Below are 23,735 nucleotides of genomic sequence, written 5' to 3'. Positions count from 1 at the left end.
TGTGTGAGATTGTACAATATTAATTACTTTTCCTACTGTTTATTTGTTTTCCACACATTGTTAATCAACATTTTCATATTTCTTCGAGCTTTTCTAGAACTTATTTGCACTTTTGAACTTTTTGTTTGCAGTTTTTACGATTTTAATTGCACTTTTGATATTTTTATTTGCACTTTCGCCTTTTTTATTTGCAGTCCATTTAATTTATTTGCACTTTGACCATTTTTAATTGCAGTTTTCACTTTTTTATTTGCACTTTCACCTTTTTTATTTGCACCTCTTTTTTATTTGCATTCCTCTCTCATTTAATTGCAGCCCCCATCATTTTATTTGCACTTTCACCTTTTTTATTTGCATCCCTCTCTCATTTATTAGTAGCTCCCATCATTTTATTTGCACTTTCTTCCTATCTAAAATTCCAGCAAAAAACAAACAAAAAAAGATGACTTCAAAAAAGTCATCTTTCCTACTCTAAGTATTAAACTTCTACAGTCATCCAACTAGCATCTTGTGGATTTTTTCTCCATGCTGTTAGTTTTGCTACGTGTTCTTCTTCGATTGAGCCTTGTTCTTTTGCTACTTCAACTAAAGTGTCATAGTCAGTTAGTGAGTCATATGTTACGTCATTTGCAGTGAATTTTTCAACCGCTGCAGGTAGGTTGTAAGTAAAGATTGATACTACTCCTAAAACTTCGCAACCTGCTTCGCGAAGAGCATCAACGCATGTAATTACGCTGCCGCCAGTTGAGATTAAGTCTTCTACTACAACTACTTTTTGTCCAGTTTGGATTGGGCCTTCGATTTGATTTCCTTTGCCGTGTCCTTTTGCTGAGCTACGTACATATACCATTGGTAATTCCATTAAATCACTTGTCCATGCTGCGTGAGGAATACCTGCAGTTGCAGTTCCTGCGATTACATCTACGTTACCAAATTTAGTTTGAATTAATTCTACTAAGCCTTTTGCAATGTTTTTGCGAATTTCTGGATAGCCAAGAGTTAGGCGATTATCACAATAGATTGGAGATTTGATTCCTGATGCCCAAGTAAATGGATTTTCAGGTTGAAGGCTAACTGCCCCAATGCTTAGTAAGTTTGCTGCGATATTTTTTTTCATATTGTTACGCCCCCCCATTGTGCTACTATTTCTTCATATGCTTCTACTGGATTTTCGCTTTTTGTAATACTGCGTCCTACTACAATATAGCTACTTCCTAATTGTCTAGCTTTCGCCGGTGTTGTTACACGTACTTGATCGTCTACACTATTGTCTGCTAGACGAATGCCAGGTGTTACAGTGATAAAGTTATCGCCTTCTACTGCTGCTTTTACTAACTCTACATCTAGTGGAGAGCAGACTACACCATCTAGTCCACTTTCTTCTGTAATAGCAGCATAAAGCTTAATTGAATCCTTTAATGATGAAAGTCCTTGTTCGTGAATTACTTGCTCTTCTGACGTGCTTGTAAGTTGTGTTACAGCAATTAGTAGCGGTCTTTTTTTACCGGCAGGCGTACCTTCTTCTAGTCCTTCCAATGCTGCTTTCATCATTTTCGTTCCACCAGCTGCATGGACATTCGTCATATCTACTTCTAAAGATGCGATATTTTTCATTGCATGTTTTACTGTATTTGGAATATCATGAAGTTTCAAATCTAAGAAGATTTGATGGCCTAATTCTTTTAATTCCGTAATGATCGCTGGACCCTCTTTGTAAAATAACTCCATCCCTACCTTTACATATAGAGACTGTTGAAATTTTTTTACAAAATTCATAACTTCATCTTTTGATGAAAAATCAAGCGCGATGACCACTTGTGCTGACATGTTGTTTCCAGCTCCTTCCAATACATTCTTCAATCGACTGATATCCATATTTGTGTAGTACTTCTGGTAGTTCTTCAATGATAGTTGGACAAGCGAATGGATCAACAAAGTTTGCCGTTCCTACACCGATTGCACTTGCTCCTGCTAGGAAAAATTCTAGTGCATCTTCTGCGTTCATTACGCCACCCATTCCGATAATCGGGATGTTTACTACTTGACTTACATCATGAATCATTCGAATTGCTACTGGTTTAATTGCAGGACCAGATAATCCACCAGTTTTATTTGCAAGAATCGGTTTTCCCGTTCTTAAATCTAGTCTCATTCCTAGTAATGTATTGATCATTGTTAAACCATCTGCACCTGCATTTTCAATTGCTTTTGCGATCTCAACAATGTTCGTTACATTAGGTGATAATTTTACGTAAAGCGGAACTTCGCTTACTTCTTTAACTTTCTTTGTCACTTCTGCCGCTGTTGCTGCATCAGTTCCAAATGCAATCCCACCACATTTTACATTTGGACAAGAAATGTTTAATTCTAATGCTTTTACATTACTTACTTTTGATATTTCTTTAGCAACTTTTACATAGTCTTCAATTGTAGATCCAGCAATATTTGCAACGATCGGTACATCATAGTTAGATAACCATTTTAATTCTTCGTTAATTACTTTTTCTAAGCCAGGATTTTGAAGTCCAATCGCATTTAACATCCCCGCTTGCGTTTCAGCTACACGAGGTGTTTCATTTCCGTATCTTGTTTCAACTGTTGTTGCTTTTATCATAATCGCTCCAAGAATGCTTAGATCGTATAGATTTGCAAACTCTCTACCAAATCCGAAGCAACCAGAAGCTGGCATAATGGGATTTTTTAAATCTAAGCCAGGAAGTTTTGTTTGTAATGAAATCATAGTACTACCTCCTCAGCCCGGAATACTGGCCCATCGCTACAAATTTTACGATATGAACCGTCTTCAGTATGGCATACACATGCAAAACAAGCTCCAATTCCACAGCCCATGCGTTCTTCAAGTGATATAAAGCCATCTTTCATACCTTTATACTGCTGTTGTAATGCTTTTAACATTACTGTTGGACCACATGCAAAGTATTGATCAAATTGAAGTCCTTTTTCACGAATAACATCTGTTACGAATCCTTTCGTACCTAAAGTTCCATCTACTGTTGCCATGTAAGTTGGACCTAATTCTGAGAACTCTTTTTCATAAAAAGCTACATTGCTTGATGCAAATCCTAGTACATGAATGACATTTACACCACGTGCTTTAAATTGCTTAGAAAGTTCATACATTGGAGGTACTCCAATTCCACCACCAACAAGTAGAGCTGTATCTCCTTCTGAAAGAGTTTCAACATCATACCCTTGACCTAGAGGACCTAATACATCAACCTGTTGTCCAACGCTTGCTTCTTTTAAAAGTTTTGTTCCTTCACCTTCTGCGCGGAATATCATCGTGAACTCACTTTTCTCTTTGTCGATCGAACATATACTGATTGGTCTTCTTAATAGTGGTGTCAGTCCACCAGTCACTTTTATATGGACGAACTGCCCAGGAGAGTGCATCTCCTGAACAAGTTCACCTTTTAATGTCATTTCGACAATTTGATGGGCAATTTCTCTGTTTGAGACAATTGTCATGAGTTCTTTTTTTATCATACTAATACGCCAGCCTTCATTTCTTTGTTTGTTAGAGCAGCAGTTGAGAATGTTAAGCTTTCAATTACTGATAGAATCGCAGTTGCTGTATCTAGTGAAGTTAAGCAAACAACTCCATTTTCAACTGATTCACGGCGAATTCTGAAACCATCACGAGCTGGTTTTTTACCTTTTGTTAAAGTGTTGATAACAAACTGTGCATCCCCGCGCTTAATCATGTCTAGCATATTGTCTTCATGCTCATTAATTTTATTTACTGCTTTAACTGGTACACCGTGGTTTTCTAAATGATTTTTAGTTCCTTCTGTACCGAATACTGTAAATCCAATTTCATGGAAGCGTTTTGCGATATCTACTACTTCTTCTTTATCTTTATCAGCTACTGTAATGATAACTGATCCGTGAGTTGGGATTTGCATTCCAGCAGCTACTAATGCTTTGTATAATGCTTTTTGAAGACTTACATCTTTACCCATTACTTCTCCAGTTGATTTCATTTCAGGGCCTAATGTTATATCTACTGAGCGTAGTTTAGCGAAAGAGAACACTGGTGCTTTTACATAAACTTCATTTCCTTCTGGGTGATAGCCTGTTGCATATCCGAATGATGCTAATGTTTGACCAAGAATTACTTTCGTTGCAATATTCGCCATTGGTACATTTGTAATTTTACTTAAGAATGGTACTGTACGGCTTGATCTTGGGTTTACTTCTAGTACGAATACTTCATCTTTATCTGTTACAACAAATTGGATGTTTAGTAACCCTTTGATATTTAAGCCTTTTGCTAGTTTAATTGTGTATTCGATTAATTTTTGTTTCGCAGCATCTGATACATTTTGTGTTGGATATACTGCGATTGAATCTCCAGAGTGAACTCCAGCTCGTTCGATATGCTCCATAATACCTGGGATGTATACATCGATTCCATCTGAAATTGCATCTACTTCAATTTCTTTACCAGTTAGGTAACGGTCAACTAGTACTGGGTGTTCTGGATTAATTTTTACTGCATTTTGCATGTAGTGAAGAATTTCTTCACGGTGATATACAATCTCCATTGCACGTCCACCTAGTACATACGATGGTCTTACTAATACTGGGTAACCAATTTCATCAGCGATTGCCGCTGCTTCTTCAGGTGTCATTGCTGTTTTACCTAGAGGTTGTGGTACACCTAATTGTTGAAGTGCCTCTTCAAACTTGTCACGGTCTTCTGCACGATCTAAATCTTCTAGTGAAGTTCCAAGAATTTTTACACCACGTTCTACTAATTTAGCTGCTAGGTTAATTGCTGTTTGACCACCGAATTGTACGACTACACCCATTGGTTTTTCTAAATCGATAATGTGCATTACGTCTTCAATCGTTAAAGGCTCGAAATAAAGTTTGTCTGAGATACTGAAGTCAGTTGAAACTGTTTCTGGGTTGTTGTTGATGATGATTGCTTCGTATCCAGCTTCTTTAATTGCTCTTACACAATGTACTGTTGCATAGTCAAATTCAATACCTTGACCGATTCGAATTGGACCAGATCCTAGTACTACTACACTTGTTTTATCAGTTACGATTGATTCGTTTTCGATTTCATATGTTCCGTAGAAGTATGGAGTTGTAGATTCAAACTCAGCAGAACATGTATCAACCATTTTATATACTGGAACGATTTGATTTTGTTTTCTAAAGTCGTAAATTTCTCTATTTGATGCATTCCATTTCGCTGCGATGTAATCATCACTGAAGCTCATTTTCTTAGCTTTTAAAAGTACATCTAGTTCAAAATGGTTTTCTTCAATTTGTTTTTCCATTTTAATGATATTTTCAATTTTGTGTAGGAAGAAGAAATCAATTTTTGTAATTGAGTGTATTTCTTCTAATGTCATACCAGTTCTCATTGCTTCAGCAACAATGTATAATCTTTCATCGTCAGCTTTTGCCATGCGAGCAATCTTTTCTTCTTTAGACAGTTCTTTTACTGCGTTAAGTTCGATGTGACTTACACCTAATTCTAGTGAGCGAACCGCTTTTAATAATGACTCTTCAAGTGTTCTACCGATCGCCATTACTTCTCCAGTTGCTTTCATTTGTGTTCCTAACTGACGGTTTGCAGTTTCGAACTTATCAAATGGCCAACGTGGAATTTTTGATACAATATAGTCTAATGCTGGCTCGAAGCAAGCATAAGTTTTCTTTGTAACTGGGTTAATCATTTCATCTAGTGTTAAGCCTACTGCGATTTTCGCTGCTAATTTTGCAATCGGGTAACCTGTTGCTTTTGAAGCTAGTGCACTTGAACGTGATACACGTGGGTTTACTTCGATTACATAGTATTGGAAGCTATCCGCATCTAGTGCAAGCTGTACGTTACATCCACCTTCGATTCCTAGTGCACGAATGATTTTTAATGATACATTTCGTAGCATTTGATATTCGCGGTCACTTAATGTTTGAGATGGAGCTACTACGATTGAATCTCCTGTATGAACACCAACTGGGTCGATGTTTTCCATGTTACATACTACAATCGCATGGTCATTTGCATCGCGCATTACTTCATACTCAATTTCTTTGAAACCAGCGATACTTTTTTCTAATAAACATTGTGTTACTGGGCTATTTTTTAATCCACTTGCTACGATTTCTTTTAAATCTTCTTCATCATTACAAATTCCTCCACCTGTTCCTCCAAGAGTAAAGGCAGGTCTTACGATAACTGGGTAGCCAATTTCTGCTACGAAGTCATATGCTTCTTCTAAAGTATGGATGATTACACTTTCTGGTACTGGCTCGTTTAAGTCGTTCATTAACGTTCTAAATAGATCGCGGTCTTCTGCACGGTTAATCGCTTCTAGAGTTGTTCCTAATATTTTTACTCCACACTCTTTTAATACGCCAGATTTATCTAATTCTACCGCTAGATTAAGTCCTGTTTGACCACCTAATGTCGGTAAAAGTGCATCTGGGCGTTCTTTACGAATGATTCGACTAACAAAATCTACTGTTAGTGGCTCGATGTATACTTTATCTGCTGTTTGTACATCTGTCATAATTGTTGCAGGGTTTGAGTTTACAAGAATTACTTTGTATCCTTCTTCTTTCAATGCCTGACAAGCCTGAGTTCCAGCATAGTCAAATTCTGCTGCTTGACCGATTATGATTGGTCCTGATCCGATTACTAAGATTGTTTTTATGTCTACGCGTTTTGGCATTGTAAGTTCCCCTCTCTCTTCTGTGCTTCCATCATGCTAATAAATTCGTCAAATAAGTAGTTTGCATCTTCAGGTCCTGGTGATGCTTCTGGGTGATATTGTACTGTGAAAGCTGGGTATTTCTTGTGTTTAAGTCCTTCTACTGTTCCATCATTTAATGCAACATGTGTTACTTCTAAGTCAGTTCCTTCAATTGACTCTGTTTCTACAGCATAACCGTGGTTTTGTGAAGTGATTGCTACTTTTCCTGTTTCTAAATGCTTAACTGGATGGTTCGCTCCACGGTGTCCGAATTTAAGTTTTGAAGTATTTCCTCCATTTGCTAGAGCGAATAATTGGTGACCTAAGCAAATTCCGAATAATGGTACTTTACCAACTACTTCTTTAATCATTTCGATTGCTACTTGAACATCTTTTGGATCTCCAGGTCCATTACTTAGCATAATTCCATCTGGAGCTAGTAAGAATATTTCTTTTGCCGATACATTATAAGGCACAACTGTAACGTCACATTTACGATTTGTTAATTCTCTTAAGATACCGTGTTTCATACCGAAATCTACTAAAACCACTCGGTGTCCTCTACCTGGACTTCTATATGGTTTGTGAGTAGAAACTCGCTCTACATGATTTGTGAATAACGGTGTGTTTGCTAATTCTGCAACTACTTCATCAACATTTGCTTCCATGCTGCAGAACTTTCCTTTCATCGTTCCAACTTCACGTAACTTTTTCGTTAACATACGTGTATCGATTCCTGCTAGACCCGGGATTCCTTTGTCTTTACAGTATTGATCTAAGCTCATTTTGTTTCGGAAATTTGATGGGTGCTCAGCATATTCCTTTACAATTAAGCCGTGAACTGCTGGTACAATACTTTCAAAATCCTCTAAATTGATTCCGTAGTTACCTACTAATGGGTAAGTGAATGTTACGATTTGTCCACAGTAAGATGGGTCAGTTAATACTTCTTGATATCCTGTCATACCTGTTGTAAATACTATTTCTCCTGTTGTTTCAACTTCGCTACCAAATCCTTCTCCTACAAAAACTGTACCGTCTTCTAATATTAATTGACGCATCATACTGTTAATTCCTCTCTTTCATATACTAATTTGCCATTTACCATTGTCATTACCGGCCAACCCTTACATTTCCAGCCATCAAATGGTGTGTTTTTACCTTTTGAAAGGAATGTTGTTGAATCGATTTCCTCTTCTAACTCTAAGTCGATTACAGTTAAGTCTGCCACCGCTCCAACTTCAATTTTTCCTCTGTTTAAGTTAAAAACTTCAGCAGGTTTAGTTGTTAAAAAGTTGATTAATTGCTGTAATGTCATTTTCCCTGTTTCAACAAAGTGTGTGTTTAATAATGGAAATGCTGTTTCTAATCCTACAATTCCAAATGGTGCTAATTGCATTCCTTGTGCTTTTTCCTCAGCTGTATGAGGTGCATGATCTGTTGCAATCATGTCGATTGTTCCATCCATTAATCCTTCAATTAATGCGTCTCTGTCGATTGCACTTCTTAAAGGTGGATTCATTTTGAAATTTGTATCTAAGCCTGGGATATCATCTTCACAAAGAATTAAATGGTGTGGAGAAACCTCAGCAGTTACATTTATACCAGCTCGTTTAGCATCGCGTACTACTCTTACTGATTCTTTTGTACTGATATGGCAAACATGATAATGACATCCTGTAGCTTCAGCTAGTAAAACATCTCGAGCAATTTGAACACTTTCACAAATTGAAGGGATTCCATTTAAGCCATTTTCTTTTGAAAACTTGCCTTCGTGAACACAACCTTTTTGAATTAGTGTGTTTTCTTCACAGTGTGCAACGATTGATACGTTTAGCTCTGCAGCTTTTTGCATTGCTTTGTACATCATTTCAGCAGATTGAACTCCTACACCATCATCTGTGAAAGCAAATGCTCCATTTTCTTTTAAGCCTTCAAAGTCTGTTTGCTCTTCACCAGCTTGTCGTATTGTAATTGATGCATATGGTAATACGTTTACAACTGCTGTTTCTTCTATTTTCTTATTTAAAGCTGTTAAGTGTTCGATTGTATCTGGTACTGGACGAGTATTTGGCATTGCTGCAATTGATGTAAATCCACCTCTTGCTGCTGCTTTTGTACCTGTTTCGATTGTCTCCTTATGTTCACCACCTGGCTCGCGAAGATGAACATGAACATCTATTAAACCGGCTGAAAGTAATTTGCCGTTTAACTCAATTTGTACTGCATCTTCATCAACGATTGTTTCAGCGATCACTGAAATTTTTCCATTAACGACTAATACGTCTCTATTTAGAAGTTCACCATTTTCTTGTAAGATGACACCGTTTTTAAACAAGTACTTCATTTTTCATCTCTCCCCATACTGTTGGTAAGGCTCTTTTTAAAACAGCCATTCGTACATATACACCATTTTCCATTTGCTTAAAGATTCTTGATCGCTCGCACTCTACTAATTCACTCGCAATTTCTACATCTCGATTAAATGGAGCTGGATGCATGATGATACTACTAGGTTTCATTTTTGCTTCTCTTTCAATTGTTAGTCCATGGTTTTGTAAGTAATTTTCCATTATGTGATTAGTTTTTCCGTCATGCCTTTCATGCTGTACTCTCAGTAGCATCATCACATCAACTTCTTCAACTAATTCATCTAAATTTTTATATGTTCCATAAGTATTTTTATCGTCTTTCCATTCATCTGGACTTGCGAAGTATACTTTTGCTCCAAGTCTCGTTAGTGCTTCAGCATTAGAGCGAGCAACTCTTGAATGTCTTAAGTCCCCAGCTATTGCTATTTTTAATCCTTCAAAGCTACCAAATTCTTGTTTGATCGTTAGTAAGTCAAGTAAGCATTGTGTTGGGTGATTTCCACATCCATCGCCGGCATTCAGGATTGGCATTCCAGCATCTTTAATTTCTTGAAAATACTCGTCTTCAGTGTGACGTATTACAACTGCTTCAACTCCAATTGCTTGAAGTGTTTTAACTGTGTCATATAAAGTTTCACCTTTTTGAATACTTGAGCTTTCAACAGCTAAGTTAATGACCTCAAGACCAAGTTTCTTCTGTGCTACTTCAAAACTGAAGCGAGTTCTCGTACTATTCTCAAAAAACAAATTTGCAACAAATGTCTGACGTTTCAGGCTACTTATTTCTCCATTTGCAAAGTTTTGAGCTTGGTTTAGCAAATCTTGAATTTCTTCTATTGTTAAATCAGACATGGTTAATAAATGATTCATCCGTCTTCCCCCTAAATGAATTTCATCCGTTTTATTTCTGGAGCACTCTATTCTTTGTAAGAATGCCCCACTTAATTGTCATTTATGAAGCTAAGCTATTATCGTTTTGATCTTTTTCAATTTTACGATCGCCACCAATATTTTCTGGTAGTACTAAATTTAGGACTACTCCGATTAGAGCTGATAATGCCATTCCTTCTAGTGCGAATGTCTTACCAATGTGTATTGCTGCTCCACCAATTCCTAGTACTAAGATTACTGAAGCGATGATTAAGTTACGTTGTTTCGAGAAATCTGTTTTGTTTTCTACAAGTACTCGTAATCCGCTTGAAGCGATGATTCCGAAAAGTAGGATTGAGATACCACCCATTACAGGTGTTGGTATTGAGCTAATCACTGCCGATATTTTTCCGATGAATCCGAATACCATGGCGAAGGTTGCAGCACCTATGAACAGGTATACGCTGTATGCTCTTGTAATTGCTAGAACTCCGATGTTTTCACCGTAAGTTGTTGTTGTAGGTCCACCGATTAGACCTGCAATCATTGTTGAAACTGCATCCCCGAATAATGACTTATCTAATCCAGGATCTTTAATTAAATCTTTATTTACAACACTTCCAAGTACTACTTGGTGTCCTATATGTTCTGAGATTGTCACGATTGCTACTGGTACAAAGATCATTAGTAACTGGAATGTGACATGTGGTGTGTAGTTAACAAACGGTACCGAGAAATCGGGTACTGCTATCCAGTGTGCTTTTTCAATTCCTGTGAAATCTACTACTCCAAAGAAGATTGAAGTAATATATCCACCGATAATTCCTACTAGTATTGGTATGACTGATAAGAAACCCCTTGTGAATAATGCTGTTATGATTGTGATTGCTAGTGTTATTAATGCGATTGAGATTGATGTTGAGCTGTATTTATGATTTGCTCCGTTCATTGCCATTCCAACTGCTACCGATGATAAGCTTAAACCGATTACGATGATTACCGGTCCAACAACGATTGGTGGTAATACTCTGAACAACCATTTCACGCCTACTTTGTTTATGATCAGTGCGATGACTGCGTAAATAATACCTGTAATGAAAACTCCTACGAACGCTGCACCAGGTTCTAAATTTGTTTTCGCATAAATCATTGGAGCTATGAAAGCGAATGATGACCCTAGGTATGATGGCACTTTTCCTCTAGTGATTAGGACGAATACGATTGTTCCAATTCCACTTGATATTAGTGCGATTGAAGGATTAATTCCGATTAAGATTGGCGCTAACACTGTAGAACCAAACATTGCGAATAAATGTTGTAAACTCAGGAAAAACCATTGACCTAAATTCGGTTTTTCATTTATCTCAAGTACAGGTTTTTGTTTTATCATGTTGATTCCTCCATTTTTCCCAATAAAAAAACTCTTTGTGATTATACACAAAGAGTCCAATACGTTGCTTAGAAGGCAGCAACTAACTAGACCCTTTGTTAGCCTCTCTGGACCAAATTTAAAAGGGACTTTTATTTTTCAAATATACTTACTTTATCGTGGTCATCTGTTTCCTTTAAAGCTACGACTACTTTTTCATTACTCGATGTTGGAATATTTTTACCAACATAGTCAGCTCTTACTGGAAGTTCACGGTGTCCTCGATCTACTAATACTGCTAATTGAATTTGTGCCGGTCTACCTAAGTCCATAACAGCGTCCATTGCGGCACGAACTGTTCTACCAGTGTAAAGCACATCATCAACTAAAATTACTTTTTTGTTTGTTAGGTCAACAGGAACATTTGAACCCCTCACTAATGGTTCTTTGTTTTCTGTCTTTGTTGATAAATCGTCTCGATAAAGTGTAATATCTAAATCACCCATGATTACATCTTTACCTTCAATTTGTTTAATTCGATCTGCAATTCGTTTTGCTAAATAAACACCTCTTGTTTTAATTCCTACTAAAACAATGTTTTCAATGCCTTTGTTATTCTCTAGCATTTCATGTGCAATTCTTGTTAGACCACGTCTAATTGCAAGTTCGTCTAAGATGATTGCTTTTTCAGTCATTTACCTTACCTCCTACTTTTAATTTGTAGAAGCAAAAAACCCTCTTGCCCGATGGACAAGAGGGTAGCGTAAAAGGATACAATTATCCCTTTTCATTTTTTCCGCTTCCTTCTCAACCTCACGGGGTTGTGTTAAAGGTTCATTCAACTGTCCTCATTATGACCTATGCCGCAATGATTGTCAACAGTTATCTACGTAAATGTTCAATAATATTTTCTAGTACTTTTGGAATAGGTGATGAGAACTCTAAATACTCATTTGTTCTAGGATGTTTAAATCCTAACACAGCTGCATGTAGAGCTTGACCATCAATATCTAATGTTTTACGTGGACCATATTTAGGATCACCAGCTAATGGGAATCCAATGTATTTCATATGAACACGAATTTGATGCGTACGACCTGTTTCAAGCTGACATTCTACTAATGTAAACTCTTCAAAGTGCTCTAAAACTCTAAAATGAGTAACTGCTTCTTTACTATTTTCATCAGTAACTGTCATACTTTGACGATCACTCTTATCTCGTCCAATTGGTGCATCAATTGTGCCTTCCTCATGAGGAATAACGCCATGTACAATTGCAATATATTTACGTACAGTCGTTTTTTCACGTAATTGCTCTGCAAGCTTTTCGTGAGCTACATCATTTTTGGCAACCATTAATAATCCTGAAGTATCTTTATCAATTCGATGAACAATACCAGGTCTTAATATACCGTTAATACCAGACAAATCTTTACAATGATACATTAGCGCATTAACTAAAGTACCCGTTTCATGACCTAATGCAGGATGCACAACCATACCACGCGGTTTATTTACAACGATTACATCAGAATCTTCGTAATAAATTTCCAGTGGGATATCTTCAGCTATCACTTCTAATGGCTTCGGATCAGGTACTGAAACTGATATTTCATCGCCTTGTTTTACTTTATAATTACGTTTAATTTTATCACCGTTCACTAATACAAAATCTTCTTTTAACCATATTTGAACTTGCGATCTTGACCACTCATCATTTTGGGCCGCAATAAATGTATCGATTCTTTCTAAATGTTGATCCTCTTGAACTGTAAAAGCAAAAACTGTCATTTCTTAACTCCTCTTTTATCTTCCAATAAAGTAATAATAAATAATAATATAACTCCTACACAAAGAGCTGAATCTGCGATATTAAATACTGGGAAATCATAATTGAAAATATAAACATGAATAAAATCAACTACTTCTTTTCTAAAGAAACGATCAATGAAATTACCGATTGCTCCTCCTAATACCAATCCTAACGATAGACCTAGGAAACGATGTCCCTTTGCGTGCTTTTGAATAAAATAAATCACCGCTACTACAAAGACTAATGTGATTAAATAAAAGAATCCCATTTTACCTTGGAGCATTCCCCATGCCGCCCCACGATTGCGATGTGAAGTTATGTAAAAGAAATTTTTAATAATTTCAATATTTTCTCCATAATACATCTTCTTTAAAACCGCAAGTTTTGTTAGCTGATCAATTAAAATGACAATGAATGCAATAATATATGCCATATTTATCCCCTACCTTATTAGATATCTCATAAAATTTTAGCATAGGGGAAACTTTTATACAATGAATAGTATTAGTAATGATTTCTCACAAAACTAAAATCCTCCATGGTTCGACCTGTTGGAAGGATTTTTAACTTATCAATTGGAATAGATTGCCCAGTTACTTCACAATAACCATACAATCCATTATCAATTTTTTGTAAAGCAATCTCAATATCATATAAGTCATTTTGCATATCTTCAACTAGCATAAGATGCTTATTTGTCTCTTCATAAATAGAATGGTGATACTCAATCACCGAAGAGCTTATTGGTTCAGAAAATAAACGATGCAGCAATTCATTTTTAATTACTTCGAGCTCTTGTTTAATATAGAAAATTTCATTGCTCCTCATCTTCTTCACTCCCAATTATTAATGTAACAATACTTTTCCCTCAAATCGAAATCGATAATAGGTGAAACTTTTTCCTGTAAAGGAAATCGAAAAAGATATTTCCATTAATAAATGAAATGTTAGTAAGATTTTCTTTTTAATTAAAAGCTCAATCATAAGGGAGTATTGTTTCTTACTTCTTTAGAAACTTAATTAGAATGAAGGATGAATTTGACAAAGAATATTTTTCGATCTATGAACAAAGATAAAACTAATTGTGTTGATATTAATGTTTAGGAGAATTTAAATTGAAAGGTAAACGTAGACTATTCATTTTATTTACTTTCATATTTGTTATTTTCTGCATTAGCGAGGTATACCCATACCACAAAAGAGCTTATTCATATACGATAAAACAAAAAACTGAAACTGTTGAACAAAATAAAAATAAACATACAAATCCATATGATTGGGTAGAAGGTAACAAATTCATCGCTCATGGGTTAGGTGGTTTAGAAGGAACAAAACGAGTTACAAATAGTAAAGAAGCTTTAGAAAACAGTTACAAAAATGGTTATCGAATTGTAGAAGTAGATTTTGTTATTACAACAGACGGTCAATTAGTAGCAAGGCACGATTGGAAAGAATATATGTTTGCATTTTTAGGTCAACATGTCTCAACTAATAAACTTGGTAAACCATTGAATTTGAATGAATTTAAATCCCTAATGATTCATAAAAAATATCATCCACTTACGCTTGAAGAAATAGTAAGATTAATGAAAATCTACCCCGATCTTTATCTTGTAACTGATACAAAAAGTAATTCAAAAGATGAAGTCATAAAGGTTTTTTCTAATATCGTAAGTACAGTTAATCAAATCGAGCCTTCTGTTTTAGAACGTATCATTCCTCAATTATATACAATTGAAATGTATGACTTTATTAATAATATTTATCCATTTAAAAGTTATATTTTGACGCTTTATCAAGGTAATATTACAAATGATGAAGCAATTGAATTCGTTAAAGACAAAGGAATAAAGGTTGTCACAATGCCTGAGAATTTGGTAAATAAAGTATTTATTAGTCGTTTAAGACAAAATAATGTTAATGTTTATGTAAATACAATAAATGATAAATTTATTTATCATCACTATCAAATAATGGGAGTTCATGGGGTCTATTCTGATTATCTAATTCCGAATGAATACAGGACTGATTTTCTTTTTCCTCACGAATTCGAAACTAAAATAAATCCATAAGGCTAATAGATAGTCGAGAAGATAGAATATGAAACATCTAACAGATGGTTACTATTTTATTTGGTTAACTTTAACAAATCCCTACTATAAAAAGAAAACCCACACAGGAATTAAATCCTAGTGTGGGTTTTCTTTTCTAACTAACCCTTCCTACCAACAAATCAGTCTGTAAATTGTTGTGTCCAATAAGTTCCTACTTTACCTACTCCAAGTTGTTTAAAGTTAGCACTCATAATATTCGCTCTATGTCCTGGTGAGTTCATCCAATCAGTCATAACTTCTTTTGCTGTCGTTTGACCTTGTGCAATGTTTTCACCTTTATAGCCACCTTTAAAGTCTAAAGTGGAATGATACATACTGTGTGCATTACTCATCGTTTGAGACCAGTTTTGTGCTGTCCCGTTTAAATAGCTCGATAGTGTTAGTGGCTTTAATCCGCCTTTACCACGCTCGATATTTACTAAATCTAAAATTTGTTGTTCGATCGAGGCATTCGTACTTGGTGGTATGTTTGGTTTAGATGATGTTGTTGAGTTAAGAGGTGTAGTTGTTGTTGATTTTACTGGTGAAACATATTTTACATATTTTTTAAGGATGTATCTTGTTTTACCTTTGTAATTAACTTTTACATAAGTGCTATTGTAGCCTGAATAGTTTATTTTTTGATTTTTAGCAAGGTATCCAACTGTTTTTGAACTATTTGATGGTCTTTCTTTTACTGACAATTTTGTAGCTGTAACTGCTCCTGAAGTTGCACCTGCATTTGTCGCTCCTATTCCAATAACCATTGGTAATGCTACTGCGATTCCTAAAACTGTTTGAGTTACCTTTTTGAATGTATTTTTCAAATTGTTTTCCCCCAATTCGTTTTTTTGTGTGCGCTTACAAAACCAATAATACATCAATACATACATACACACAATAAATATTTTAAAAAGGAAGATTTTACTATCAATCTTCCTTTTTCTTTTCTAATTTCACAAAATTACTTGAATTTCACTTTTGTTATTCATCAGTCCGTAAATTGTTGTGTCCAATATGTTCCTATCTTACCTACTCCAAGTTGTTTAAAGTTAGCGCTCATAATATTCGCTCTATGTCCTGGTGAGTTCATCCAATCAGTCATAACTTCTTTTGCTGTCGTTTGCCCTTGTGCAATATTTTCCCCTTTATAGCCACCTTTAAAGTCTAAAGTGGAATGATACATACTGTGTGCATTACTCATCGTTTGTGACCAGTTTTGTGCTGTCCCGTTTAAATAGCTCGATAGTGTTAGTGGCTTTAATCCGCCTTTACCACGCTCGATATTTACTAAATCTAAAATTTGTTGTTCGATCGAGGCATTTGTACTTGGCGGTGTGCTCGGTTTAGATGACGTTGTTGAGTTAGGAGGTGTAGTTGATTTTACTGGTGGAACATATTTTACGTATTTTTTAAGAATATATCTTGTTTTCCCTTTATAATTAACTTTTACATAATTGCTATTGTAGCCTGAGTAGTTAATTTTTTGATTTTTAGCAAAGTATCCAACTGTTTTTGAACTATTCGATGGTCTTTCTTTTACTGACAATTTTGTAGCTGTAACTGCTCCTGAAGTTGCACCTGCATTTGTCGCTCCTATTCCAATAACCATTGGTAATGCTACCGCGATTCCTAAAACTGTTTGAGTTACCTTTTTGAATGTATTTTTCAAATTGTTTCCCCCAATTCGTTTTTTGTGTGCCGCTTACAAAACTAATAATACAACAACACATACATACATACAATGCAAAAAATAAAAAAGGAAGATTTTACTATCGATCATCCTTTTCTTCATCTAATTCTTTTTTAAATTCTTCTTTCAATATTTCTTTTACATCATCTCTTTTGACGATTTCTTTTATAAATTCTCTTATTCCTTGTTTATTAAATTCCTCAAGCATTTGATTTCGAATACCATCAATATCAACGGTCTTGTCAATTTCTTTTTTAAGGATCCCTTTAATATCCGGTTCCTTTATACCTAAAAGGAAATATGAACGTTTAATACTTTGTTGAATACTTGATCGACTTTTATGCTCTAGGTCTGCTATTTCTTGATAGCTATATCCTTTTTCTCTTAATTCAATTCTTTTTTTCATTAAATCAGTTAATTTATCCCAATTCGGATTATTTTTATAATTCATAATATATCCCTCATTTGATTTTTTCAACTAACTATACATACAATACACTAATACACCCACATTTACAAATTTGTAAAACATTATTTATGGTTGAGGTAATCGACAAATAGATAAAAAGAGCCGAAAAAATTCGACTCTTTCATTAAGTGCCTCAGGCAACTCTTCTTTTTACATATCTTTTACAACACTTGCACAACGTAAGCATAATGTAGGATGAGCTTCATCTTTTCCTACTTCTTCAGTTACAACCCAACAACGTTCACATGTTTCACCACTAGCAGGTGTTACTACAATACTTAATGTATCGAATTTTTGTGCTGATTCAGGTGCTTGTTCGTTTTGATCTGCAACTTCTACATGAGAAACGATTAATAATTGTTTGAAGTCTTCATGAATTGAATTTAATAGCTCAGCTACTTCTGCATTTGGATAAATTGTTACTGCAGCAGTTAACGATTTACCGATTACTTTTTCGTTACGAGCTACTTCTAGTGCTTTTAATACATCATCACGTAAATCCATGAATTTTTCCCACTTAGCTTCTAAGCTTTGAGTGTCTCCAAAATCTTTAACATTTGGCATTTCAGTTAAGAAAATACTATCAACTGTTGTACCTGCCATATGAGACCAAACTTCTTCTGCCGTATGAGGTAAAATTGGTGCCACTAAACGAGTTAGTGCTTGTAATGACTCATGTAACACTGTTTGAATTGCTAAACGATCTTTATTTGATTTTGGCTCAATATATAAAACATCTTTCGATAGATCAAAATAGAATGAACTTAAATCTGTCGTACAGAAGTTTTGAATTGTATGATAAACGTTAGCGAATTCGTATTTCTCATATGATTCACGAACAGTTTTAACTACATTGTTTAATTTAACTAACATATATTGATCTAATTCACGTAGTTCTTCATATTTTAAAGCATCTTGGTCTGCGTTAAATCCATCTAAGTTTCCTAATAAGAAACGGAAAGTATTACGGATTTTACGGTATACTTCAGCTACTTGCTTCATTAATGCATCTGAAACTCGTACATCTGATTGATAGTCTACAGAAGCTACCCATAGACGTAAAATATCTGAACCATATTGATTCATAATTTTTGATGGTAAAACGATGTTACCGATTGATTTACTCATTTTACGACCTTCACCGTCTAAAACGAAACCATGGCTTACTACAGCTTTGTAAGGTGCTTGACCTGTTACAGCAACACTAGTACTTAAAGATGAGTTAAACCAACCACGGTATTGGTCAGATCCCTCTAAGTAAATATCTGCTGGGAAAGATAATTCTTCACGAGTATTTAGGACAGCTTGATGTGACGAACCACTATCGAACCATACATCCATGATATCTTTTTCTTTAGTAAATTTACCATTCGGTGAACCAGGATGTGTAAAGCCTTCTGGCAATAATTCTTTCGCTTCTTTTTCAAACCAAATATTTGAGCCATTCTCTTTAAATATGTTCGAAACGTGTTCAATTGTTTCTTCAGTAATAATTGCTTCTCCATCTTCAGCATAAAATACTGGAATTGGTACTCCCCATACACGTTGACGTGAAATACACCAATCTCCACGATCACGAACCATGTTGAATAGACGAGTTTCCCCCCAATTTGGGAACCATTTAGTATCTTGAACAGCTTGCATTAATTGATCACGAATTGCTTCAATAGATGCGAACCATTGTGCTGTTGCACGGAAGATTATTGGTTTTTTCGTTCTCCAGTCATGAGGATACGAATGTGTAATAAATTGTAATTTTAATAAAGCACCTTTTTCTTCTAATGCATTTGTAATTTCTTTATTTGCTGCATCATAGAATAAACCTTCAAAGCCAGGAGCTTCTTTAGTTAGAACACCTTTTTCATCTACTGGACAAAGTACATCTAGACCATATTGCTGTCCAACACGGAAGTCATCTTCACCATGACCAGGAGCTGTATGAACACAACCCGTTCCAGCGTCAGTTGTTACATGATCCCCTAAAATTACGACTGAATTACGATCATATAAAGGATGTTTACATACGATGCCTTCTAGCTCAGAACCTTTGAATGACTTTTCAACTACCGCATCTTCCCATCCTAATTCTGTTGCTACAGATTCTCTTAATTCACTAGCAACGACAAATTTATCACCGTTTACAGCAACTACATCATAGCTTAATTCAGGGTGTAAACATACAGCTAAGTTAGCTGGAATTGTCCAAGGTGTTGTTGTCCAAATAATGAACTTCTCTCCACCATTTAAAACATCTTTACCATTTTCAACAGCAAATGCAACATAGATTGATGCAGAGCGTTTATCTTGGTATTCGATTTCTGCTTCTGCTAATGCTGACTCACTAGAAGGAGACCAATATACCGGTTTTAGACCTTTGTAGATTAATCCCTTAGTAGCCATTTTACCAAATACTTTAATTTGTTCAGCTTCATATTCTTTTTCAAGAGTAATATATGGGCGGTCCCAATCTCCTAAAATCCCTAAACGTTTGAATTGCTCTTTTTGGCGTTCTACTTGCTCGTAAGCATATTCCTCACAAAGTTTACGGAATTCTGCTACTGACATTTCTTTACGATTTACTTTTTTATTTGCTAAAGCTTGTTCAATTGGTAAACCATGAGTATCCCAACCTGGAACATAAGGAGAACGATATCCATTCATATTATAAAAACGAACAATGAAATCCTTTAGAACTTTATTAAGTGCATGTCCCATATGAAGATCACCATTTGCATAAGGCGGTCCGTCATGTAAAATAAATGAAGGCTTTCCTTCGTTATGCTTTTGTACAGTTGCATAAAGATCTTTCTTGTTCCATTCGTCTTGAATTTGAGGCTCACGTTGAGGTAAATTTCCTCTCATTGGAAATTCAGTTTTTGGCATAAGTAACGTATCTTTGTATTCCATTTGCTTTCCTCCATTATTAACTATTTCAAAGTTGTATCTAAAAGCTAGTTTATTAATATATTTCCTAATAGGTTTTACTAGCTTGTTTAGCATTTTAAATTCCACATTAACGCATTGTATCCATCTTACCCGCCTTTTATTAGTGGAATCATCTATTTATGAAAGCTTCAAATGTATTAATTTAAAGCTTTCGTTTCAATTTGATGGATTTTAAATATGTAAAATAAATCGTTGATGAATACAAAAAAACCTTTCGCATCCCAAAAAAGGGACGAGAAAGGTTTCCCGTGGTACCACCCTAATTGACAATAAAAAATTATTCTTTATTGTCCTCTTAGCATCCGTAACGTGAATGACACGTCTTTTCTTACTTAAGTTCAGAAAAGCACTCTAGGGTGATTTTCCTCCTAAATTCTAGATCAAGCTTACACTGTCCTTGACTCGCTAACTAGTTTTATAGAAGTACTCTTCCCTATCACCGATTTACAATTAATATCTAATAAATTATATGTAAAACTTTAGAAATCGTCAAGGCTTATGAGACTAGTTTGCAATTTCTTCTGTTTCTTTTTCATCTAAAATATGATCCCAATCTTCATGACCTAACATTTCTAATTGAGTTTCAATTGCCATTCTTAAACGTGTTCGGAAAACTTTCGATTGTTTTTTAAGTTCTTCAAACTCCATTGTGACTTTTCTAGATTTAATTAAAGCTTCATTGATAATACGATCGGCATTCTTTTCTGCTTCTTTAATAATCAATTTAGCTTCTTTCTGAGCACTACCTTTAACATCTTCAGCAGCTTCTTGGGCAATCAAAATCGACTTATTTAAAGTTTCTTCTATCGTAGAAAAATGCTTTAATCTTTCTTTCATATCAAGAATTTGTTCATCTAACTGTTTCTTCTCACGAATAACTAATTCATAATCTTTAATAACTTGATCTAAAAACTCATTCACTTCGTCTTCGTCATAACCACGAAAACTTTTGCCAAATTCTTTATTATGAATATCAAGTGGTGTTAAAGGCAATTAAGCCACCTCCATGTAAGTTCTTTATTAATAGGTTATAATAAATTTTCGACAGTTTCTACGTTTTTCCTTCTACAATTTCTGAGCTATTTTTTAACTCCGTAGTTTATCCGCCATTTTTCCTTTTTTGACAAGCCGTCAATTGATTGTAACATGCCTCTTCCAAAGCCTTTAACTGAAAACAAATCTCCTTCTTCACATATGAATGATGTAGAATCAATGATTCGCTGATTTACTTTTACATGCCCAGCTTTTATAAGCATTTGAGCTTTTTGCCTTGATATATTATAAAACTCACTTAATAAAACATCTAATCGTAATGACGATACAGTTCCATTACTAGTTTGCCAATTATCATCTGATTCAATCAGCTCTTTAAATGAAATTCCCATTAATTTAATCGGCGACTTTCCTACAGAATTAAAGTTATTTTCTACAAAACTTGCAATTTCTTCCGCAACTATTAATTGGATTTTATCATTTTTTATTAAAATATCACCAAATTTCCCTCTAGTTATCCCTAATGACATTAATGTACCTAGTACTTGTCGATGGGATAATGTATGAAATTTAGTTGCATAATTTAACTCAAATGCTTCTAAAGAATAATCTTCTTCTTCTGGCGTGTAGTAGCTTGGGTAAATAATTGCACGTTTTCGTTCACTATCTAAACGTCCACCAAAAAATGCGACATGACAATCTGCTTGGTTTCCAATAACTGATTGCAAAATCGCTTGTTCCCTTAAATCGAGAAAATCGGTTAACTTTATTGAATAGCGTTCGATTACTTGTTCTTTCCAACTTAGCACTTGGTCTACGAAAACATGTTCTTCTTTGCGATAGTGATCATAAATACTCATAAATGTGATCCTCTTTTTCATTAAACTGTCATTATTAATAAAAAAAGAGAACCTGTTAGATTCTCTTTTTAGAAGAATGCTTGAATTTGTCTTATTCCGTCAATGGCAAAATTAAGCGCTATAAATGCCACAATTGGAGAAAAATCAAACATTCCAATTGTAGGTATTATTCGACGGAATGGCTCTAAATAAGGTTCTGCTAACATTCCGATAAATCTTCCAAAACCAGTTTGTCTAATTTGAGGAAACCATGAAAGTAGAATATGAATTATGATAATAATTCTATATAGCCCAATTAACTGTATTACTATATTTAATACAAAGTCCATTTAATTACCACCTTTTAATGGAATTGTCTTCCTCAAATAACATATCTGTAATTGTTCCAGAGATATCAATATTATCAGGTGTACAAATAAATGTATTCGTTCCTATTTTTTTAATATCTCCGCTGATCGCATAAACTGTACCACTTAAGAAATCAACAAAGCGTTTAGCTTGATCGATTTGCATTTGTTGTAAATTTATTACAACAGCTTTTTTAGCTCTCAAATGATCTGCAACATCTTGTGCTTCTGCATACTCACGAGGTTGCGCTAATACAACTTTTGACGTCAATGAAGCTCCTCCTGGTAAACTTACTAATTTTTGCTTTGATGCATTTCGATCATGATTAAAGTCCTCACGCGCATGTTTAGACGTTTGTTGTTGGTTTTGCTGCTGTTGTTGGTTTTGCTGCTGCTGTTGTTGTTGCTGTTCTTCGTATTCATAATCATAATCATCTTCATATTCTTCTTCCATTGCAAAAAAGTTTCTTACTTTTCCAATAATACTCATCTCTTTATCTTCCCTTTCCTACTAAATCAGTACCAATTCTTATGAATGTAGCACCTTCTTCGATTGCTATTTCAAAATCATTAGACATACCCATTGATAATTCAGAACATGGAATATTAGTAATATGTAAATTTTGTACTTTTTCCTGTAATTGTTTTAATCCTTTGAAACTACTTCTTATGATACCTTCATCCTCCGTGAATGGTGCCATTGTCATTAGCCCTACAATTTGGATTTTATCAAATTCAGAGAGTTGCCTAGCAAAATCAATCACATCACCTGGCGCAATACCATGCTTTGATTCTTCTCCTGATACATTTACCTGTAAAAAGCATTTTAATGGTACAGTTGCTCTTTTTTGAATCTCTTCTGCTAAAGATAAACGATCTAAGGAATGTAAGTAATCGATAGTATGTATGATATCTTTTACTTTTCTTGTTTGAAGAGAACCTATAAAGTGCCAAACAACGTCACTTTGAATTTGATCCTGTTTATCTTGCAGACCTTCAAAACGGTTTTCTCCTAATTGATGAATCCCTGCAGCGATTGCTTCCTTAGCTACATCTGCACTCACTTGTTTCGTCACTGCAATTAGCGTGACTTCATCGTTTCGATTAGCTCTAGCCTTAGCTGCATTTATTTGTTCGCTAATGCGTTCATAATTTTGTTTGACTGTCATGATG

At 35.0% G+C, this 23,735-nt stretch carries 23 protein-coding genes and 1 other annotated feature; of the genes, 1 reads left to right on the top strand and 22 read right to left on the bottom strand.

The features are described 5' to 3' along the window. Positions 1-478: 478 nt before the first annotated feature. The 13 genes from pyrE to CN601_RS13165 all read right to left on the bottom strand — a co-directional run bounded on the left by pyrE (position 479) and on the right by CN601_RS13165 (position 13,989). Positions 479-1,117 (bottom strand): orotate phosphoribosyltransferase, encoded by a 639-nt coding sequence (gene pyrE / locus CN601_RS13225; RefSeq protein ID WP_098117581.1) that lies wholly within the window; start codon positions 1,115-1,117, stop codon positions 479-481. Then, entirely contained in the window at positions 1,114-1,827 is a 714-nt protein-coding gene (pyrF, locus tag CN601_RS13220) for an orotidine-5'-phosphate decarboxylase (RefSeq protein WP_098171290.1), read from the bottom strand. Before pyrF ends, pyrE begins: the two co-directional genes overlap by 4 nt. Then, a complete protein-coding gene (locus tag CN601_RS13215) occupies positions 1,799-2,740 on the bottom strand; it encodes a dihydroorotate dehydrogenase (RefSeq protein ID WP_098171289.1) in 942 nt (313 codons plus the stop codon). Before CN601_RS13215 ends, pyrF begins: the two co-directional genes overlap by 29 nt. Then, on the bottom strand, positions 2,737-3,507 hold the full coding sequence (locus tag CN601_RS13210; RefSeq protein ID WP_098171288.1) for a dihydroorotate dehydrogenase electron transfer subunit: 771 nt from the start codon (positions 3,505-3,507) through the stop codon (positions 2,737-2,739). The genes CN601_RS13215 and CN601_RS13210 overlap by 4 nt, the downstream gene beginning before the upstream one ends. Beyond that, positions 3,504-6,716, bottom strand: coding sequence for a carbamoyl-phosphate synthase large subunit (gene carB / locus CN601_RS13205; RefSeq protein ID WP_098171287.1), 3,213 nt, complete (start codon positions 6,714-6,716; stop codon positions 3,504-3,506). Before carB ends, CN601_RS13210 begins: the two co-directional genes overlap by 4 nt. Then, positions 6,701-7,801 carry a carbamoyl phosphate synthase small subunit gene (locus CN601_RS13200; protein ID WP_098117591.1) on the bottom strand — a complete coding sequence of 367 codons (1,101 nt, stop codon included), beginning with the start codon at positions 7,799-7,801 and terminating at the stop codon, positions 6,701-6,703. The genes carB and CN601_RS13200 overlap by 16 nt, the downstream gene beginning before the upstream one ends. Further along, positions 7,798-9,084 (bottom strand): dihydroorotase, encoded by a 1,287-nt coding sequence (locus CN601_RS13195; protein WP_098171286.1) that lies wholly within the window; start codon positions 9,082-9,084, stop codon positions 7,798-7,800. Before CN601_RS13195 ends, CN601_RS13200 begins: the two co-directional genes overlap by 4 nt. Beyond that, entirely contained in the window at positions 9,068-9,979 is a 912-nt protein-coding gene (locus tag CN601_RS13190; RefSeq protein ID WP_098171285.1) for an aspartate carbamoyltransferase catalytic subunit, read from the bottom strand. The genes CN601_RS13195 and CN601_RS13190 overlap by 17 nt, the downstream gene beginning before the upstream one ends. An 82-nt stretch (positions 9,980-10,061) precedes the next feature. Continuing rightward, positions 10,062-11,366 carry a solute carrier family 23 protein gene (locus tag CN601_RS13185; protein WP_142317350.1) on the bottom strand — a complete coding sequence of 435 codons (1,305 nt, stop codon included), beginning with the start codon at positions 11,364-11,366 and terminating at the stop codon, positions 10,062-10,064. 134 nt (positions 11,367-11,500) lie between these two features. Next, positions 11,501-12,043 (bottom strand): bifunctional pyr operon transcriptional regulator/uracil phosphoribosyltransferase PyrR, encoded by a 543-nt coding sequence (gene pyrR, locus CN601_RS13180; RefSeq protein ID WP_098117599.1) that lies wholly within the window; start codon positions 12,041-12,043, stop codon positions 11,501-11,503. Between the two features lie 187 nt (positions 12,044-12,230). Beyond that, complete coding sequence (locus CN601_RS13175; RefSeq protein ID WP_098171284.1) at positions 12,231-13,139, bottom strand: RluA family pseudouridine synthase; 909 nt, start codon at positions 13,137-13,139, stop codon at positions 12,231-12,233. After that, positions 13,136-13,594 carry a signal peptidase II gene (gene lspA, locus CN601_RS13170; RefSeq protein ID WP_098117603.1) on the bottom strand — a complete coding sequence of 153 codons (459 nt, stop codon included), beginning with the start codon at positions 13,592-13,594 and terminating at the stop codon, positions 13,136-13,138. Before lspA ends, CN601_RS13175 begins: the two co-directional genes overlap by 4 nt. A 71-nt stretch (positions 13,595-13,665) precedes the next feature. Then, the gene (locus CN601_RS13165; protein ID WP_098117605.1) at positions 13,666-13,989 is read right to left on the bottom strand and encodes a TraR/DksA family transcriptional regulator; all 324 of its coding nucleotides are present in this window, start codon (positions 13,987-13,989) and stop codon (positions 13,666-13,668) included. A 287-nt stretch (positions 13,990-14,276) separates the two neighbouring features. Here CN601_RS13165 and CN601_RS13160 point away from each other — a divergent pair, with 287 nt between their 5' ends. Next, positions 14,277-15,233: a phosphatidylinositol-specific phospholipase C/glycerophosphodiester phosphodiesterase family protein gene (locus tag CN601_RS13160; protein WP_098171283.1), complete on the top strand. Its 957-nt coding sequence runs from the start codon at positions 14,277-14,279 to the stop codon at positions 15,231-15,233. 161 nt (positions 15,234-15,394) lie between these two features. On the opposite strand, the gene CN601_RS13155 is transcribed toward CN601_RS13160, so the two are convergent. The 9 genes from CN601_RS13155 to CN601_RS13115 form a co-directional block, all read right to left on the bottom strand. Then, a complete protein-coding gene (locus CN601_RS13155; protein ID WP_179865548.1) occupies positions 15,395-16,081 on the bottom strand; it encodes a CAP domain-containing protein in 687 nt (228 codons plus the stop codon). A gap of 164 nt (positions 16,082-16,245) precedes the next feature. Beyond that, a complete protein-coding gene (locus CN601_RS13150) occupies positions 16,246-16,926 on the bottom strand; it encodes a CAP domain-containing protein (protein WP_098171281.1) in 681 nt (226 codons plus the stop codon). Positions 16,927-17,026: 100 nt separating this feature from the next. Next, positions 17,027-17,398: a hypothetical protein gene (locus CN601_RS13145; protein ID WP_098117614.1), complete on the bottom strand. Its 372-nt coding sequence runs from the start codon at positions 17,396-17,398 to the stop codon at positions 17,027-17,029. A gap of 168 nt (positions 17,399-17,566) precedes the next feature. Beyond that, positions 17,567-20,323 carry an isoleucine--tRNA ligase gene (ileS, locus tag CN601_RS13140; RefSeq protein WP_098117616.1) on the bottom strand — a complete coding sequence of 919 codons (2,757 nt, stop codon included), beginning with the start codon at positions 20,321-20,323 and terminating at the stop codon, positions 17,567-17,569. Between the two features lie 264 nt (positions 20,324-20,587). After that, positions 20,588-20,811: a binding site (T-box leader), on the bottom strand. 55 nt (positions 20,812-20,866) lie between these two features. Beyond that, a complete protein-coding gene (locus CN601_RS13135; RefSeq protein ID WP_098117618.1) occupies positions 20,867-21,355 on the bottom strand; it encodes a DivIVA domain-containing protein in 489 nt (162 codons plus the stop codon). A gap of 86 nt (positions 21,356-21,441) precedes the next feature. Continuing rightward, positions 21,442-22,215 (bottom strand): YlmH family RNA-binding protein, encoded by a 774-nt coding sequence (locus tag CN601_RS13130; protein WP_098171280.1) that lies wholly within the window; start codon positions 22,213-22,215, stop codon positions 21,442-21,444. A 68-nt stretch (positions 22,216-22,283) separates the two neighbouring features. Continuing rightward, positions 22,284-22,544 (bottom strand): YggT family protein, encoded by a 261-nt coding sequence (locus tag CN601_RS13125; RefSeq protein ID WP_098117622.1) that lies wholly within the window; start codon positions 22,542-22,544, stop codon positions 22,284-22,286. A gap of 4 nt (positions 22,545-22,548) precedes the next feature. Next, a complete protein-coding gene (locus tag CN601_RS13120; RefSeq protein ID WP_098171279.1) occupies positions 22,549-23,052 on the bottom strand; it encodes a cell division protein SepF in 504 nt (167 codons plus the stop codon). Positions 23,053-23,056: 4 nt separating this feature from the next. Further along, positions 23,057-23,731 carry a YggS family pyridoxal phosphate-dependent enzyme gene (locus CN601_RS13115; protein ID WP_098171278.1) on the bottom strand — a complete coding sequence of 225 codons (675 nt, stop codon included), beginning with the start codon at positions 23,729-23,731 and terminating at the stop codon, positions 23,057-23,059. Between the last annotated feature and the right edge of the window lie 4 nt (positions 23,732-23,735).

The sequence above is a fragment of the Bacillus sp. AFS017336 genome (genome assembly GCF_002555445.1).
GTDB lineage: Bacteria > Bacillota > Bacilli > Bacillales > Bacillaceae_G > Gottfriedia.
This window is presented reverse-complemented; position numbering and strand designations above follow the sequence as displayed.

Bases quoted from the DNA above. Each gene is read 5' to 3' on its own strand.
- pyrE (WP_098117581.1), bottom strand. From the start codon at position 1,117: ATGAAAAAAAATATCGCAGCAAACTTACTAAGCATTGGGGCAGTTAGC.
- pyrF (WP_098171290.1), bottom strand. From the start codon at position 1,827: ATGTCAGCACAAGTGGTCATCGCGCTTGATTTTTCATCAAAAGATGAA.
- CN601_RS13215 (WP_098171289.1), bottom strand. From the start codon at position 2,740: ATGATTTCATTACAAACAAAACTTCCTGGCTTAGATTTAAAAAATCCC.
- CN601_RS13210 (WP_098171288.1), bottom strand. From the start codon at position 3,507: ATGATAAAAAAAGAACTCATGACAATTGTCTCAAACAGAGAAATTGCC.
- carB (WP_098171287.1), bottom strand. From the start codon at position 6,716: ATGCCAAAACGCGTAGACATAAAAACAATCTTAGTAATCGGATCAGGA.
- CN601_RS13200 (WP_098117591.1), bottom strand. From the start codon at position 7,801: ATGATGCGTCAATTAATATTAGAAGACGGTACAGTTTTTGTAGGAGAA.
- CN601_RS13195 (WP_098171286.1), bottom strand. From the start codon at position 9,084: ATGAAGTACTTGTTTAAAAACGGTGTCATCTTACAAGAAAATGGTGAA.
- CN601_RS13190 (WP_098171285.1), bottom strand. From the start codon at position 9,979: ATGAATCATTTATTAACCATGTCTGATTTAACAATAGAAGAAATTCAA.
- pyrR (WP_098117599.1), bottom strand. From the start codon at position 12,043: ATGACTGAAAAAGCAATCATCTTAGACGAACTTGCAATTAGACGTGGT.
- CN601_RS13175 (WP_098171284.1), bottom strand. From the start codon at position 13,139: ATGACAGTTTTTGCTTTTACAGTTCAAGAGGATCAACATTTAGAAAGA.
- lspA (WP_098117603.1), bottom strand. From the start codon at position 13,594: ATGGCATATATTATTGCATTCATTGTCATTTTAATTGATCAGCTAACA.
- CN601_RS13165 (WP_098117605.1), bottom strand. From the start codon at position 13,989: ATGAGGAGCAATGAAATTTTCTATATTAAACAAGAGCTCGAAGTAATT.
- CN601_RS13145 (WP_098117614.1), bottom strand. From the start codon at position 17,398: ATGAATTATAAAAATAATCCGAATTGGGATAAATTAACTGATTTAATG.
- ileS (WP_098117616.1), bottom strand. From the start codon at position 20,323: ATGGAATACAAAGATACGTTACTTATGCCAAAAACTGAATTTCCAATG.
- CN601_RS13130 (WP_098171280.1), bottom strand. From the start codon at position 22,215: ATGAGTATTTATGATCACTATCGCAAAGAAGAACATGTTTTCGTAGAC.
- CN601_RS13125 (WP_098117622.1), bottom strand. From the start codon at position 22,544: ATGGACTTTGTATTAAATATAGTAATACAGTTAATTGGGCTATATAGA.
- CN601_RS13120 (WP_098171279.1), bottom strand. From the start codon at position 23,052: ATGAGTATTATTGGAAAAGTAAGAAACTTTTTTGCAATGGAAGAAGAA.
- CN601_RS13115 (WP_098171278.1), bottom strand. From the start codon at position 23,731: ATGACAGTCAAACAAAATTATGAACGCATTAGCGAACAAATAAATGCA.